Here is a 13,882-nt window from a genome sequence, read left to right as displayed (position 1 = left end):
AGCGTTCCGAGCCATGACCTTCCTGCTGATCGTGACGGGCGTGCTGCTGCTCCTGCGCCTGGTCAACGAGCTGTACTATCGCCGCGTCGATCGTCTTCCGATCGAATCGCGCTGAACCGAAGGCTTGACCTCAACTGGGGTTGATAAGCGAGCCTGGAGGCATGGCTGACGACCTCTCGCGGGATCCCTCCCGCGACCTTCCGGACATCCTCGGCGACGGCGAACCCGGCGACGCCACGGCGATCGTGGACTTCGTCGCCGAGGTGCTCGAGGCGCAGCGCGCGGGCAGCGCCTCGCGGGTGCGCTCGCTGTTCCGCGACGACGCGGTCTGGACCACGGCGCACGGCCGCCGCCTCCACGGGCGCACCGCGATCGACGCCTTCCTCGCGCGTACCGTCCACGGCTCGATGTCCCGCGGTGGCGCCGACTATGTCGTTGAGCGGGTCCTGTTCATTCGCCCGGATGTCGCCGCGGTCAGCGTCCGAGTCCGGCCCCTCGGGCCCGACGGTGCGCCGCACCCCGCGGTCCCGGATGCCGCGCCGCTGTACGTGCTGTCCAAGGATGACGGGGCCTGGCGCATCGCCGCCGCGCAGTCCACGGCGATCTTCGACGATCCGGCGGCGCAGCACCGCCGCGCCGGGTAGCCTTCGGTCGTCGTTCGACGGTGACGCGCCGCTCGTGCAATCGCGCGATCGGCTCCCGGAAAAAATGGAACGTGTTACAGTTTCGCCCACGAAACCGTGAGCGTCGAGCTGTCCTGCCTGGGCTTTTCCGACGGCGCTGCGGGAGAGGGGTAGCACCATGGCGACAACACAGCCCGAGACCGCCGACATGACCGTCGAGTCCGTCGGCGAGCCCGCCGCCGGCGCGAACGAGTCCGAGCCGTCCGAGACGGCGGCGTCCGAGACCGCGGCGAAGAACACCACTGCCAAGGCTCCCCCGCCCGCGCCGAAACCCGCGAAGGCGCGGCCGGTGGCGGAGAAGGCCGACGAGGCCTCGCCGCGCGGCATCGTCGTCACCCCGCTCATGCTGGCGCTCTCGGCCGTCGTCGTGCTGCTCGCGGTGGCCGCCACGGCCTTCGGCTTCCTCTGGCAATCAGCCGCGTCCGACCGGGACGACGCGCGCAGTCAGCTCGCCGCCGTCACCGAGATGCAGGAGACGGACGCGCGCGCCGAGGACATCGCGAAGAAGTACGCGATCGGCGCCGCCACCATCGATTACCAGAACTTGACCGCGTGGCGCACCGCGCTCACCGCCGGCACCACGGACGAGCTGGCGAACCAGCTCCGCGAGGCGTCCACGCAGTTCGAGCAGGTCGTCGTGCCGCTGCAATGGCAGTCCACCGCGACGCCGCTCGGGACGATCGTCGCGTCCAACAAGGACGGCCTCATCACGGTCAACGTCTTCGTCAACATGATCACCAAGAGCACCCAGCGCCCCGAGGGGATCCCCTCGACCGCCACCTACACGCTCACGATCGACACCAAGCAGGACTGGAAGATCAGCGACGTGCGCGGTATGGACGCTGCCCTGTCCGGCAAATAGCGGTGCCCCACACCCAACGGCGCGGACCGGAAGGTCCGCGCCGTTGGGTGGTCTCGGTGCTGCTGGTCAGGGCTGGCCGGGCAGCAACTGCACCATGAGGCCCTCGCCGTCGGCGAGGAGAGTGCCGTCCTCCTCGGTGAGCCGGGCGGTGATGAAGGTCTTCCGCCCGTCGATGCGATCGACCTTGCCCTCGATGACGAGCGGCACATCCAACGGAGTCACCTTGCGGTAGTTCACGTGCAGGTACGCGGTGCGGCTGATGGGCCGCCTCGCCGCGAAGATCACGTTGCCGAAGTTGTCGTCGAAGATCAGTGGCAGCACGCCGCCGTGCGCGACGCCGCCGCCGCCCAGGTGGTACCGGCGCAGTACGCCCCGGGCTAGTACGGACTCCTCGTCGAACTTCTCCACGCGGAAGGGTGGCATCAGCAGGCTGCCGCGCCCGGGCAGCGACATACTGCGGTTCGCGGGTCCCTTACCCTCGCGTGCGGCATGGGGCGCCAGCAGTCCGACGAGCTCTGCGGCCTGGTCGCGCGCGGCGGCGTACACCTCGTCGGGGGCGTCGACACACACCGCCAGGTCTTGCAGGCGCCGCATGTTCTCGACGAATTCGCCGAACGCGGGCGGCGGTGTGGCCTCCCGGAAGCGCGGGATCTCGCTCCGCAGGTCCACCTTCTCCGAATCCGACTCCGTCATCCTTCAGACCTTACTCAGCACCAAACCACTGGTCGGAACCCCGGTCCCGGCGGTCACCACGGCACGCTCGGCGCCGACGATCTGGTTCGCGGCCGTGCCGCGGAGTTGGCGGACCGCCTCGGCGATGCCGTTCATCCCGTGGATGTACGCCTCGCCCAGCTGCCCGCCATGCGGGTTGAGGGGCAGGGCCCCGTCGAGCTCGCACGTCCCGGCCGCCAGGTACGACGGTGCCTCGCCTCGCCTGCAGAAGCCGAGCTCCTCGAGCTGCATGAGCACGTAGGGGGTGAAGTGGTCGTAGAGCACAGCGAGGTCCATGTCCGACGGTGCCATCTCCGCCTGCGCCCAGAGCTGACCGCCCACCACGCCCATCTCGGGCAGGCCTGTGAGCCCGTCGCGGTAGTAGCTGGTCATGACGTACTGGTCGGGTCCGCTGCCCTGCGCCGCGGCGGCGATCACCGCGGGTGTCTGCTTCAGGTCGCGGGCGCGCTCGGCGCTCGTGATGACCAGCGCCACACCGCCGTCCGACTCCTGGCAGCAGTCCAGCAGGTGCAGCGGCTCGGCGACGAAACGTGACGCCTGGTGCTCTTCCAGCGTGATCGGCTTGCCGAAGAACCAGGCCTTCGGGTTGGTCGCGGCCCGCGCGCGGTCGAGGACGGCGACGCGACCGAAGTCCTCGCTGGTGGCGCCGAAGTCGTGCATGTAGCGGCGCGCGGCCATCGCGACGGTGGCTGCGGGCGTGGCGATCCCGGCGGGGTAGTGGAAGGCGTTGTCGATGCCGTTCGTGTTCACCTGCTGCGCGGCGGCGCCCGAGACCTGCCCGAACCGGTGTCCGGACCGCTCGTTGAAGGCGCGGTAGGCCACCACCACGTCGGCGACACCGGTCGCGACGGCCATCGCCGCCTGCTGCACCGTCGCGGCCGCGGCTCCGCCGCCGAAGTTGATGCGGCTGAAGAACTTCAGTTCGGGAATCTGCAGTTCGCGGGCCACGGCGATCTCGGAGTTGGTGTCCATGGTGAAGGTGACCAGGCCGTCGACGTCCTGCGGCGTCAGGCCGGCGTCGTCGAGCGCCGCTCGCACGCACTCCACGGCCAGCCGCAGCTCGCTGCGACCGGAGTCCTTGGAGAACTCGGTGGTGCCGATCCCGGCGATCGCGGCCCTGCCGCTCAGCCCGCTCATGCCGGTAGAACCACGGTCGCGGTGCCCGAGATGTGGTCGCCCAGGCTGTCCTTCGCGGTCACGGCGACGGTCACGGCGGCACCGTGGACCGCGGTGACCGCGCCTGAGAAGTGCAGGGTGTCGCCCGCGTAGCAGGGCGCCCCGAGCCGGATGGAGATGTTCCGCACGAAGGCCTCCGGGCCCGCCCAGTCGGTCACGTATTTCTGGACCAGGCCGTTGTCGGTGAGGATGTTGACGAAGATGTCCTTGCTGCCGCGGGCGTGCGCCGCGTCGCGGTCGTGATGCACGTCCTGGAAGTCGCGCGTCGCGATGGCCGTGGTCGCCACGAAGGTGGTGCTCGCGTGGATCGTCATGGGCGGCAACGCGGTGCCGACGGTGACCCCGTCCGCGCGCAGGGTGGTGGGGTACGTCATCGTGCCTCCCAGGCGGGCAGGGTCAGGTCGTCACTCACGCGGAGCGAAACGGGGTACGTCACCGGGCCTCCCAGGCGGGCAGGGTCAAGTCGTCGTCGACCCGCAGGAAAACGGCCCGCACCGGCATGCCGATCTCGACGGCGGCTGGGTCAACGTCGATGAGCTCGCCGAGCACGCGCACGCCCTCGTCGAGCTCCACGAGCGCCACCACGAAGGGCAGGCGCTTGCCGGGAACCTGGGGGTGGTGGTGCACCACGAAGCTGAAGACGGTGCCGGTACCGGCGGAGACCACATAATCGGGAACGAGCCTCAGGTCGCCGCCCGGATCCATCGGACCGGGCGGGTGCCGGAGCGTCTCGCCCCAGCGCTGGATCCGCAGCTCCCCGGCCTTGGCGCCCTCCCAGTAGAAGGCGGTGTCGCGCGAGATCACGGGTCGCAGCACGCCGCCCGCGTAGGCGGAGGCGTCCACGATGCGGCCGCTCGGCCCGGCGTCGGGCGCGGCGTCCTCGGGCGGCGCATCAGCCGACGGCGGGCGGAACTTGAGGATCCGGAAGACCATCTCGGCCACTACCTCGTCGCCCACGCGCCACAGCGTGCGCGTGGTGAAGAACCAGCCCTCGCCGAGCCCGGTCTTCTTGGGGCCCACCACGTCCTCGAGGCGCGACGAGGCCGTGATCTCCTCTCCCGGGCGCACGTGCCGGTGGTAGGTCTGATCCGAGTTGGTGGCGACGACCGAGGTGAAGCCGAGCTCGTCCAGGGCCTCGGTCATGAGGCCGAGCGGATCGTCGCCAGCGCGCACGCGGTGCAGCCCGCGCATCGACCACACCTGCGCCATCGCGGGCGGCGCCACGGGCCCGCCGAACACCGACTGCTCCGCGAACGCGGGGTCCGAGTACAGCGGGTTGGCGTCGCCGATCGCCTCGGTCCAGTTGTTGATCATCGGCTGGTTCACGGGGTCCCGGCCGGCGCGCGGCGTGGAATCGCCGAGCGCGCGGATCCGCTCCGCCGCGGCGAGCACGGCCGCGGTCGTGCCCGCCGTCGTGTCGGCCGCGGTCATCGCGGCACCCGCGGCAGCTGCAGCCCCATGAGGGCGATCAGTTCGCGCTGGATCTCGTTGACGCCGCCGCCGAAGGTGAGCACCAGGTGGCGCTTGGCCTGCACGTCGAGCCAGTGCAGTAGCTCGGCCGTGGCCGGCTCGGCCGGGTCGCCGTGTGTCCCGACGGTCTCCTCGAGCAGCGCGGTCAGCCTCTGGATCCGGTCGGAGCCGAAGACCTTGGTGGCGGACGCGTCGGCGACGTCGACGGGGCCTCCCGCCTCCGCGGCGGCGACCTGCCAGTTGAGCAACTCGTTGATCAGCTCCGCCGCCCGCACCCGGGCGAGCGCCTCGGCGACGTCGGGAACCCCCAGCAGATCCTGCTCCTGGGCCCACGCGTCGACCCGGTCGTAGAGTGCGCCGATCCGGCCCGACGGGCCGAGCATGACCCGCTCGTGGTTGAGCTGGGTGGTGATGAGCTTCCAGCCCTCGTTCTCCACACCGACGAGCATGTCCACCGGCACCCGGACGTCGTTGTAGTAGGTGGCGTTCACGTGGTGCGCCCCGTCGGCGGTGATGATCGGCGTCCAGCTGTAGCCGGGATCCCTGGTGTCGAGGATGAGGATCGAGATGCCCTTGTGCTTGGGCGCATCGGGGTCGGTGCGGACCGCCATCCACACGTAGTCGGCGTCGTGGCCGCCCGTGGTGAAGATCTTCTGCCCGTTCACCACGTAGTGGTCGCCGTCGCGGACCGCCGTGGTGCGCAGCGAGGCGAGGTCGGTGCCCGCCTCCGGCTCGGTGTATCCGATCGCGAAATGCACCTCGCCCGAGAGGATCTTCGGCAGGAACTTCGCCTTCTGCTCCTCGGTGCCGAAGGCCTGCAGCGTCGGCCCGACGGTCTGCAGCGTCACCGACGGTAGCTGCACGTCGGCGCGGGAGGCCTCGTTGACGAAGAGATACTGCTCGATCGGCCCGAAGCCCTTGCCTCCGAACGCGGTGGGCCAGCCGACGCCCAGCCGGTCGTCGCGGCCCATGCGCAGCACCACGTCCCGGAAGACGTCGCCGTGCCGCTGCACCAGCATCGCGGCGCGCTCCTCCGGCGTCATCAGGGTCGAGAAGTAGTCGCGCAGCTCGGCCTGCAGGGCCCGCTGCGCGGTGGTGAGGGCGAGGAACCGTCCCGACTCGTCCGCGCTCGTCGCGTCGTCGCGGTGCGCGGTGGCCAGCGCTCGCACCGTCTGCGGGACGCCGCCGACGAAGCGGGTCAGGTCCTTGATCGTCGAGTAGAACCGGTGCAGCGGGTAGGTCGCGTCCACGCCGATGCCGCCGTGCAGGTGGTGGCACGTCCTCATGGCCGACGGTGCCTCCGCCGCGAGCCAGTGCGCGGCGAGTGCGGAGGCCTCGTCGGCGGGGGAGCCGGTGCCGATCCGCCAGGCGGCCGAGACCGCGGCCAGGTGCAGCGTCCGGGACGCGATGTAGACATCGGCGATCTGCTGCGCCACGGCCTGGAAGGCCCCCAGCGGGCGCCCGAACTGCTCGCGCTTGCGCAGGTGGTCGACGGTGAGTGCCAGGGCCCCGGCGAGCGCACCGTCGGCCACGGCGGCGGCACCGGCCAGCCCGCACTCCCGCACCGCCTGCGCGACGGTTCCGTCGACGGAAGCCCCCAGCACGGCGTCCGCCGGAACCTCGACGCCCGCGAGGTCGACGGTGCCCTCCGGCGTGCCGGCCGACGTCGGGCTCGGCGTCACGGTGACACCCGGCGCCGACGCGGATACCACGAAGACCGCGGCGCCGTCGTCGGTGGCGGCGCTGACCAGCAGGTGAGCGGCGTGCTGGCCGTAGCCGACGGCCACCTTCCGGCCCGTCAGGGCCCAGCCGCTCGCGGTGCGCACGGCGCGCGTCGCCGGTACCGCCGGTACGGCGGCGCCGGTCTCGTTCAGTGCGCCCACGATCAACTCTTTCCCCGCGAGGGCCTTGGGGAGCAGCCGATCGCGCTGCTCGGCGGTGCCGTGGGCCGCGACCGGCAGGATTCCGAGGGCCAGTGCGGGCAGCAGCGGTGCGGCGATCGCGAGGCGTCCAGCCTCGGTGAGCACCGCGGCGACCTCCTCGGCGCCGAGTCCGGCGCCGCCGAGGCTCTCGGGGGCGGCGAGGCCGAGGAGGTCGGCCTGCGCGAGGTCCGCCCACGTCGCGCGCCAGTCCTCGGTGTCGGCGCCTCCGGTCTCGCGCGCGGCGGCGTGCCCGAGCACGTCGGCCGCGAGGCCGGCGACGGCCACCTGGTTCTCGTCCGGACGGAAGTCCACGCGCACTCCTGATCTCGATACCGCGTACAAACGGTGAAACGTGTTCTATTTTTAGCAAGTGGGATGCACGCCCGCAAGCAGTTCGAGGAAAGGGTGACCATGCGATTCACGTACGCCGAGGCGATGACCGATCCCCGGTTCTACGTTCCGCTCGCGCAGGCGGCCGAAGAGGCGGGCTATCACAGCATGTGCGTGGCCGACAGCGTCGCGTATCCGGAGGTCTCGGACTCGACGTATCCGTACACGCCCGACGGGAGCCGGGAGTTCCTCGACGGCAAAGAATTCGTCGAGACGTTCGTGCTGTCGTCGGCCCTGGCCGCATCCACCACAACGCTCCGCTTCACCCCCTTCGTACTGAAGCTGCCCATCCGGCCGCCCGTGCTGGTCGCCAAGCAGGCCGCCTCCCTGGCCTACCTGAGTGGCAATCGCTTCTCGCTCGGCGTGGGAATCAGCCCGTGGCCCGAGGACTTCCAGATCATGGGCGTGCCCTTCGAGCGCCGCGGCAAACGCATGGACGAGTGCATCGAGATCATCAAGGGGCTCTCGACCGGCGAATACTTCGAGTACCACGGCGAGTTCTTCGACATCCCGTCGATCAAGATCGCCCCGGTGCCCACGGAGCCGCTGCCGATCCTGGTCGGCGGCCACGCGGACGCGGCGCTGCGCCGCGCCGTCCGGCTGTGCGACGGCTGGATGCACGCGGGCGGCGACGGAGAGGAGCTGGATCGGATGCTGGCGCGGATCGACGAGCTGCGCGCTGAGCGCGATAAGAAGGAGTTCGAGATCCACGTGATCTCGCTGGACGCCTACACCGTGGACGGCATCAAGCGCCTTGAGGACAAGGGCGTCACCGACGTGATCGTCGGGTTCCGGTTGCCCTACCAGGTGGGGCCGGACACTGAGCCGTTGCAGCCGAAGATTGACCACCTGCGCCGCTACGCCGATTCCGTGATCAGCAAGTTCTAGGAGTTCGCTATGAGAGACGATCACCCAGCAGTCGTTGCCGGCCGCGCCTCCCAGGCCGCCGCGAGCGGCCACCGCAAGGAGGAGTGGCTTGACCTGTTCGCCGCAAACGGCGTGGTCGAGGACCCGGTCGGCCCCTCCGGGTTCGACCCCGAGGGCAAAGGACACCACGGCCGTGCGGAGATCGCGGCCTTCTACGACAAGACGATCGGTGTCGCGGCGTCGCTGGAGTTCCTCTTCGGCGATGGCTTCGCATGCGGCAACGAGGTGGCCTTCACAGGCCTCATCCGCACCGTGATCGGCGGGCACGTCATCGACGCGGAGGGCGTCTTCACCTACAAGGTCGACGAGGCGGGGAAGATCGCGGCGCTGCGCGCCTTCTGGGAGGTCGACCGCGCCATGGCTACCGCTCGCCCCGTCGAGTCCTGAGCAACCGGGGCCGGGCGATTTCTCGGTCACGATGCGGAATGCATCGTCCTGACCGAGTATCGCCCGGTTTCGAGAAAACTATCGTGCGGTGAACACCGCGTCCGCGAGCACCGGGGCGGCGCGCTCCACTGACTCCGCGGTCACCACGTGTCGATCGCCGTCGCGCCAGATCCGCACGCGCAGTGTCTCGCCCGGCAGCATGATCCCGGCGAATTTCGCCGACCAGGACCCCACCTCGGATGCATCCCCGTCCAGCACGGCGTCGGTCACGGCCTTGGCGACGATCCCGTAGGTACACAGTCCGTGCAGGATCGGTGCGTCGAAGCCGGCCCCCCGTGCGAACACGGGGTCCGAGTGCAGCGGGTTGCGGTCACCGCACAGCCGGTAGAGCAGTGCCTGCTGGGGCAGGGTCGGCACGTCGACGGTGACATCGGCGTCCCGCTCGGGCAGCTCGATCTTCTCCGACGGCCCGCGCTCCCCGCCGAAACCGCCCTCGCCGCGGGCGAAGATCGATGACCGCGCTGTCCACAGCGGCTCGCCGGCCCCGTCGACCACCTCGGTCTCCTGCCAGATGACCGCGGCCTTGCCCTTGTCGTGCACATCGCTGATCCTGGTGCGGGCCACAGCGGTTCCGGAGGTGGGCAGCGGCCGGTGCGCGGTGACGGACTGGCTGCCGTGCACCACCTTGGCGAGGTCGATCTCGACGCCGGGGAACGAGACTTTCGGCGGCTCGGTGGCGTGGAAGTTCTGCGCCACCGTGGCGAAGGTCGGCAGCACGACGGTGTCTTGCTCGGTGGCGTACTGCAGCTCGCGGGCCGAGAGCGGATCCGCCCCCGCGCCCAGCGCCAGCTGGTAGAGCAGCACGTCGGACGTGCTCCAGGAGAACTCGGCGGCGCCGAGCTCGGCACCGATCGCGACCGACGGGTCGATGGGCATGGGACTCCCTCAGCAGTGGGTCCGTCGAGGACGGACTATTCGTAGGTGATGTGGACGGACGGTGTGCGGCGCATCGACTGACAGGCCAGGATGAGCCCGTCGTCGAGGTCCTCTTGGTCGAGCACCTCGTTGTGGGCCAGCTCGACCGCTCCCTCGACGATGCGGCACGCGCAGGCGCTGCACGCGCCCTCGCGACACGAGTACGGCGCCTCGAGGCCGGCCTCGAGCATCACGTCCAGCAGCTTCTTCTCGGCGGGCCAGGCGAGCTCGGTGGTCGTCCCGTCCAGCTCGACAGTGACGGTGCCCCCGTCGTCCGTGGGCGCCGGTGCGTCGTCGACGGGCATGTCTTCCGCCTCGGCGATCGCGGCCTTCTCCTCCGCTTCCTCCTGGGCGGCCTCCACCTCGAAGGGGTTGCGCGGCAGGGAGCGGAATTTCTCGATGTGCACCTCACGCCGGCCCTTGCCGAGCGAGGTCATGGCCTCGGAGACCGCGTCCATGAACGGGCCGGGGCCGCAGACGAAGACCTCGCGGGAGGCGTACGGCGCGGCGAGCGCGGCGAGGTTCGCCGCGCTGGGCAGGCCCTGGACCGATTCGAGCCAGTGCACCACGACGAGGCGGTCGGGGTACCGCCGGGTGAGCTCGGCGAGTGCCGAGGCGAAGATCACCGACTGCGCGTCCCGGTTCGCGTAGATCAGCGTCACGGAGCCGCTGCCGGTCTCCAGCACGGAGCGCAGGATCGACAGGATCGGCGTGACGCCGCTGCCGCCCGCGAAGAGCAGCATGTCCACATCGAGGGATTTCGGCGTGAAGATGCCCGCGGGCACCAGCACATCGATCTCCATACCGGGCGTCGCGTTGTCGCACAGCCAGTTCGAGGCGTAGCCGTCGGCGGTGCGCTTGACCGCCACGCGCAGCGGACCCTCGTCGTGCGGCGCACTGCACAGCGAGTAGCACCGGGCCACCGAGCCGGTCTCGTCGCTCGGCACGCGCAGCGTGAGGAACTGGCCCGGCTTGTAGGTGAACTTGTCCGCCAGCTCGGCGGGCACCTCGAACTCGATGGAGTGCGCGTCCTGCGTCTCCGAGACCACCTTGGCGACGAGTAGTCGGTGGATGCTCACTTCGTCGTCACTCTCCTAGTCGGTGTCCGGCGGAGCGACGTCCGTCGGCACGGGTACTTCGCCGAGTTTCGCAGCGCGCGTGATTGATTCCATCAGGCGCGGGCAGGTCGCCCGCAGAGCGGACCCGGCACCGTCGGTGGCGAAGACCGTGCATTCGCGCGCGGAACCGCACCACTGGATCGACGTGTGCTCCCGGCTGTTCTTGCGGACCTGCACCGCGACGCCGCAGGTGCCGCAGTTCAGCGGGGTGAAACCGTCGGTGAGGAAGCCCTCCCGATCGGACACCGTCGACGGCAGCGTGACCGGCTCGCCGAACATCGTCACCGTGGGGGACATGGGATCAGGCTCCTGCCCCGGACGCGTCCGCGGCGGCCTTCTCGGACTCCTGGCGTGCGATGTTCTGCGCGACTTCGGCCTCCCACGCCTCGACGGCGTGGGAGGTGTCGATCTCGAACTCGAAGCGCTGGGTCATGTCCTCGGAGACCTCGGCCGCGTCGACGTAGAACTGCTCGTACCACCGGCGCAGCTGGTAGACGGGGCCGTCCTCCTCGCACAGGAGCGGGTTGTCGATCCGGGTCTTGTTCTTCCAGATCTCCACGTCCTGCAGGAAGCCCAGGCCCACGTTCTTCGCGAACTTGCCGGCCAGGTAATCGGACTTCTCGTCGTCGAAACCGGGCAGCTTCTTGACCTTCACGCCGTACATCAGCTTGAACGAGTGCTGATCGATCGGGTAGTGGCAGTTGATCAAGATGTTCTCGATCTGGAAGCCCTTGTAGTCGTTGTGCAGGTAATTGATCATGTACGACGGCCCGAAGTAATGCGCCTCGGACTTGAGCAGCACGTCGTCGCCGCCGGAGAGCCCGATATCGGTGACGTCGTTGCGGCCCTTGGTATCCAGGTACTGCGAGGCGACGTGCCCGTCGAAGACGTTCTTGAAGTACGTGGGCAGGCCGTAGTGGATGTAGAAGAAGTGCGGCATGTCGACCACGTTGTCGACGATCTCGCGGCAGTTGCTGCCCTCGATGATGATCTCGTTCCACACCCAGTTCGACCACTCGGGCCCGTCGACGTCACCGTCGATCTTGGGGATGTCGAGTTCCGCCGGCGGCGTGGAGTTCTCCACGTCGTGCCAGATGAAGAGCTGATCGTTCTCGATCATGGTGGGCCAGGTGCGGGTGCGGGCCCGCAGCGGCACGCGCTTGGCGTACGGGATGCCCTTGCACTTGCCGTCGCCGCCCCAGCGCCAGTCGTGGAACGGGCAGGCGATCTCGTTGCCCTTGACGGTGCCCTGCGTGAGGTCGCCGCCCATGTGCCGGCAGTAGCCGTCGAGGACGTTGACCTTCCCGTCCTCGCCGGCGAAGACGACGAGCTTGGTGCCGAAGGCCTCGACGGCGTGGGGCTTCCCGTCGGCGAAGTCCTTCAGCAGGCCGATGCAGTGCCAGCCCCGGGCGTACCGGGTGGGCGCGGTGCCGCTGTCGATGAGGCGGGCTGTCGCCTCGGTACTGGTGCTCATGCGATCTCCTCTTCCGCGCGGGCGGGGGCTACCGCCGCGGGGGCTGATTCCTTACCGGCCATGTCCTCGACCGCGAGGTAGGCGAAGACCATCGCGGGCCCGATGGTGGCGCCGGGGCCCGCGTAGGTGTGGCCCATGACGGGCGAGCTGGTGTTGCCCGCGGCGTACAGGCCGTCGATGACGGTGCCGTCGGCGCGCTGGACCCGGCCCGCGACGTCGGTGCGCAGGCCGCCCTTCGTGCCGAGATCGCCGGGGACCATACGTGCAGCGTAGAACGGCCCGGTGGTCAATTCCGCGAGACTGGGATTCGGCTTGTTCCGCGGATCGCCGTAGTAGTGGTCGTAGGCGCTCTCGCCGCGGTGGAAGTCCTCGTCGCGCCCGGCCCGGGCGAAGCCGTTGAACTTCTCGACGGTGGCGGTCAGGGCCTGCGCCGAGACGTCCATCTTCTCGGCCAGCTCGGCCAGGCTGTTCGCGCGGACCATGTTGCCGGACTCGTACCAGCGCTTGGGGAGCGGCTGGCGCGGGGGCTGCCCGGCGAACATGTACCGGTTGCGGTAGCGCTGATCGAAGACGAGCCAGCAGGGCACGTTCTCGCCGGGGCCCTCGCCCTGCCCGTACCGGCCGCCGTACATCGCGTGCACGGCCTCCACGTACGGAGCGGACTCGTTGACGAAACGCTCGCCCGCGGTGTTCACCATGACGCTGCCGGGCAGCGAGCGCTCGGAGAGGGCGAACCAGGCCATCTTCGGCAGCTGGATGGACGGGCCCCACCAGGCGTCGTCCATGAACTCGAGGGCGCCGCCCACGGCCGCGCCCGCGCGGATCGCGTCCCCGGTGTTGGCGGGGACGCCGTTGGTCCACTCGGTGCCGATGGGTGCGCGCTGGTACTGCGCGCGCATCTCGGCGCTGGACTCGAAGCCGCCGGCGGCCAGGATCACGCCGCGCCGGGCGGTGAGGTGCACCTGCGTGCCGTCGCGGTCGACGGTGACGCCCGTGACCCGGCCGTCCTCCTCGGTGAGCCCGATGAGGGAGGTGTTCAGCCACAGCGGCACGTTCGCGCGCTGCAGGCCGACGCGCAGCGCGGCGATCAGTGCCTGGCCGCGGCCGAGCAGGTGCTTGCCGCGAACCCGGGCACCGTAGTAGCGACCGGCCACCCGGAGCGCGCGCAGCGGCCCCTTGGGGTGGCGCATGATCAGGTTAAGCCACTTGAAGTCGGCCTGCGTGACCACCAGGTTCATGGGGGCCTTGGTGTAGTCGGGCTCGAGGTTCTTCAGTTCCTCGCCCAGCTGCTTGCCGTCGAAGGGCTTCGGCTCGCACGAGCGACCGTGCGCCCGGCCGCCCGGCGCCTCCGGGTAGTAGTCGGAGTAACCCGGCACCCAGGTGAGCTCCAGCGGGCTCATGCGGTGCACCATCGAGATGACCTCGGGGCCGCGGTCGATGTAGGTGTCGATCCGCTCGGCCGGCACCACGTCGCCGATGATCGAGTGCAGGTACTTGCGCGCCTCGTCGGGCGTGTCCTTGACGCCCGCCTTCACGAGCGACTCGTTCCCGGGCACCCAGACGCCGCCGCCGGAGCGGGCGGTGGACCCGCCGTAGTGCGCCGCCTTCTCCACGACCAGCACGCTGAGCCCGCTGTCCGCCGCCTTGAGCGCGGCGGTCATGCCCGCTGCGCCGCTACCCACCACGATCACGTCGTATTCGGTGGTTTCCGCCGTCATCGACTCTCCTCGCTGATGAAACAAGTTCTCTAGCCTCACCTGCGGCGA

At 69.9% G+C, this 13,882-nt stretch carries 14 protein-coding genes; 4 read left to right on the top strand and 10 right to left on the bottom strand.

Annotation, left to right across the window (positions count from 1 at the left end; genetic code table 11):
• Positions 1-161: 161 nt before the first annotated feature.
• Positions 162-644, top strand: a complete 483-nt coding sequence (locus tag HNP44_RS02950; RefSeq protein WP_259141534.1) for an SgcJ/EcaC family oxidoreductase — start codon at positions 162-164, stop codon at positions 642-644.
• 157 nt (positions 645-801) lie between these two features.
• Positions 802-1,545 (top strand): hypothetical protein, encoded by a 744-nt coding sequence (locus HNP44_RS02945; protein WP_259141535.1) that lies wholly within the window; start codon positions 802-804, stop codon positions 1,543-1,545.
• 66 nt (positions 1,546-1,611) lie between these two features.
• On the opposite strand, the gene HNP44_RS02940 is transcribed toward HNP44_RS02945, so the two are convergent.
• From HNP44_RS02940 to HNP44_RS02920, 5 genes are read right to left on the bottom strand one after another with little or no spacing between them, the layout of a single operon-like run.
• Positions 1,612-2,238, bottom strand: a complete 627-nt coding sequence (locus tag HNP44_RS02940) for a PaaI family thioesterase (RefSeq protein ID WP_259141536.1) — start codon at positions 2,236-2,238, stop codon at positions 1,612-1,614.
• Positions 2,239-2,241: 3 nt separating this feature from the next.
• Positions 2,242-3,414 (bottom strand): lipid-transfer protein, encoded by a 1,173-nt coding sequence (locus HNP44_RS02935; protein ID WP_259141537.1) that lies wholly within the window; start codon positions 3,412-3,414, stop codon positions 2,242-2,244.
• Complete coding sequence (locus HNP44_RS02930; RefSeq protein ID WP_310437651.1) at positions 3,411-3,827, bottom strand: MaoC family dehydratase; 417 nt, start codon at positions 3,825-3,827, stop codon at positions 3,411-3,413. The genes HNP44_RS02935 and HNP44_RS02930 overlap by 4 nt, the downstream gene beginning before the upstream one ends.
• A 58-nt stretch (positions 3,828-3,885) precedes the next feature.
• Positions 3,886-4,884: a bifunctional MaoC family dehydratase N-terminal/OB-fold nucleic acid binding domain-containing protein gene (locus HNP44_RS02925; RefSeq protein ID WP_259141538.1), complete on the bottom strand. Its 999-nt coding sequence runs from the start codon at positions 4,882-4,884 to the stop codon at positions 3,886-3,888.
• On the bottom strand, positions 4,881-7,157 hold the full coding sequence (locus HNP44_RS02920; RefSeq protein WP_259141539.1) for an acyl-CoA dehydrogenase: 2,277 nt from the start codon (positions 7,155-7,157) through the stop codon (positions 4,881-4,883). The genes HNP44_RS02925 and HNP44_RS02920 overlap by 4 nt, the downstream gene beginning before the upstream one ends.
• Before the next feature lie 99 nt (positions 7,158-7,256).
• Here HNP44_RS02920 and HNP44_RS02915 point away from each other — a divergent pair, with 99 nt between their 5' ends.
• Together HNP44_RS02915 and HNP44_RS02910 are read left to right on the top strand one after the other, a co-directional pair.
• Positions 7,257-8,123 (top strand): TIGR03619 family F420-dependent LLM class oxidoreductase, encoded by an 867-nt coding sequence (locus HNP44_RS02915; protein WP_259141540.1) that lies wholly within the window; start codon positions 7,257-7,259, stop codon positions 8,121-8,123.
• Positions 8,124-8,132: 9 nt separating this feature from the next.
• Entirely contained in the window at positions 8,133-8,549 is a 417-nt protein-coding gene (locus HNP44_RS02910) for a nuclear transport factor 2 family protein (RefSeq protein WP_259141541.1), read from the top strand.
• Positions 8,550-8,627: 78 nt separating this feature from the next.
• Here the strand turns inward: HNP44_RS02910 and HNP44_RS02905 are convergent, their stop codons facing one another.
• Genes HNP44_RS02905 through kstD form a run of 5 tightly spaced genes read right to left on the bottom strand, consistent with a single transcriptional unit; the run spans position 8,628 to position 13,834 of the window.
• The gene (locus tag HNP44_RS02905; RefSeq protein ID WP_259141542.1) at positions 8,628-9,485 is read right to left on the bottom strand and encodes a MaoC/PaaZ C-terminal domain-containing protein; all 858 of its coding nucleotides are present in this window, start codon (positions 9,483-9,485) and stop codon (positions 8,628-8,630) included.
• Positions 9,486-9,520: 35 nt separating this feature from the next.
• Positions 9,521-10,603 carry a ferredoxin--NADP reductase gene (locus HNP44_RS02900; RefSeq protein ID WP_259141543.1) on the bottom strand — a complete coding sequence of 361 codons (1,083 nt, stop codon included), beginning with the start codon at positions 10,601-10,603 and terminating at the stop codon, positions 9,521-9,523.
• A gap of 15 nt (positions 10,604-10,618) precedes the next feature.
• Entirely contained in the window at positions 10,619-10,939 is a 321-nt protein-coding gene (locus HNP44_RS02895; RefSeq protein WP_259141544.1) for a hypothetical protein, read from the bottom strand.
• Between the two features lie 4 nt (positions 10,940-10,943).
• Positions 10,944-12,116: a 3-ketosteroid-9-alpha-hydroxylase subunit A gene (locus HNP44_RS02890; protein WP_259141545.1), complete on the bottom strand. Its 1,173-nt coding sequence runs from the start codon at positions 12,114-12,116 to the stop codon at positions 10,944-10,946.
• Positions 12,113-13,834: a 3-oxosteroid 1-dehydrogenase gene (gene kstD, locus HNP44_RS02885; protein WP_259141546.1), complete on the bottom strand. Its 1,722-nt coding sequence runs from the start codon at positions 13,832-13,834 to the stop codon at positions 12,113-12,115. The genes HNP44_RS02890 and kstD overlap by 4 nt, the downstream gene beginning before the upstream one ends.
• Positions 13,835-13,882: the final 48 nt, after the last annotated feature.

The organism is Tsukamurella ocularis (assembly GCF_024807615.1).
GTDB lineage: Bacteria > Actinomycetota > Actinomycetes > Mycobacteriales > Mycobacteriaceae > Tsukamurella > Tsukamurella ocularis.
This window is presented reverse-complemented; position numbering and strand designations above follow the sequence as displayed.

What these genes read in the sequence shown, in the direction of transcription:
- HNP44_RS02950 (WP_259141534.1), top strand. Translation starts at nt 162, where the DNA reads ATGGCTGACGACCTCTCGCGGGATCCCTCCCGCGACCTTCCGGACATC.
- HNP44_RS02945 (WP_259141535.1), top strand. Translation starts at nt 802, where the DNA reads ATGGCGACAACACAGCCCGAGACCGCCGACATGACCGTCGAGTCCGTC.
- HNP44_RS02940 (WP_259141536.1), bottom strand. Translation starts at nt 2,238, where the DNA reads ATGACGGAGTCGGATTCGGAGAAGGTGGACCTGCGGAGCGAGATCCCG.
- HNP44_RS02935 (WP_259141537.1), bottom strand. Translation starts at nt 3,414, where the DNA reads ATGAGCGGGCTGAGCGGCAGGGCCGCGATCGCCGGGATCGGCACCACC.
- HNP44_RS02930 (WP_310437651.1), bottom strand. Translation starts at nt 3,827, where the DNA reads ATGACGTACCCCACCACCCTGCGCGCGGACGGGGTCACCGTCGGCACC.
- HNP44_RS02925 (WP_259141538.1), bottom strand. Translation starts at nt 4,884, where the DNA reads ATGACCGCGGCCGACACGACGGCGGGCACGACCGCGGCCGTGCTCGCC.
- HNP44_RS02915 (WP_259141540.1), top strand. Translation starts at nt 7,257, where the DNA reads ATGCGATTCACGTACGCCGAGGCGATGACCGATCCCCGGTTCTACGTT.
- HNP44_RS02910 (WP_259141541.1), top strand. Translation starts at nt 8,133, where the DNA reads ATGAGAGACGATCACCCAGCAGTCGTTGCCGGCCGCGCCTCCCAGGCC.
- HNP44_RS02905 (WP_259141542.1), bottom strand. Translation starts at nt 9,485, where the DNA reads ATGCCCATCGACCCGTCGGTCGCGATCGGTGCCGAGCTCGGCGCCGCC.
- HNP44_RS02895 (WP_259141544.1), bottom strand. Translation starts at nt 10,939, where the DNA reads ATGTCCCCCACGGTGACGATGTTCGGCGAGCCGGTCACGCTGCCGTCG.
- HNP44_RS02890 (WP_259141545.1), bottom strand. Translation starts at nt 12,116, where the DNA reads ATGAGCACCAGTACCGAGGCGACAGCCCGCCTCATCGACAGCGGCACC.
- kstD (WP_259141546.1), bottom strand. Translation starts at nt 13,834, where the DNA reads ATGACGGCGGAAACCACCGAATACGACGTGATCGTGGTGGGTAGCGGC.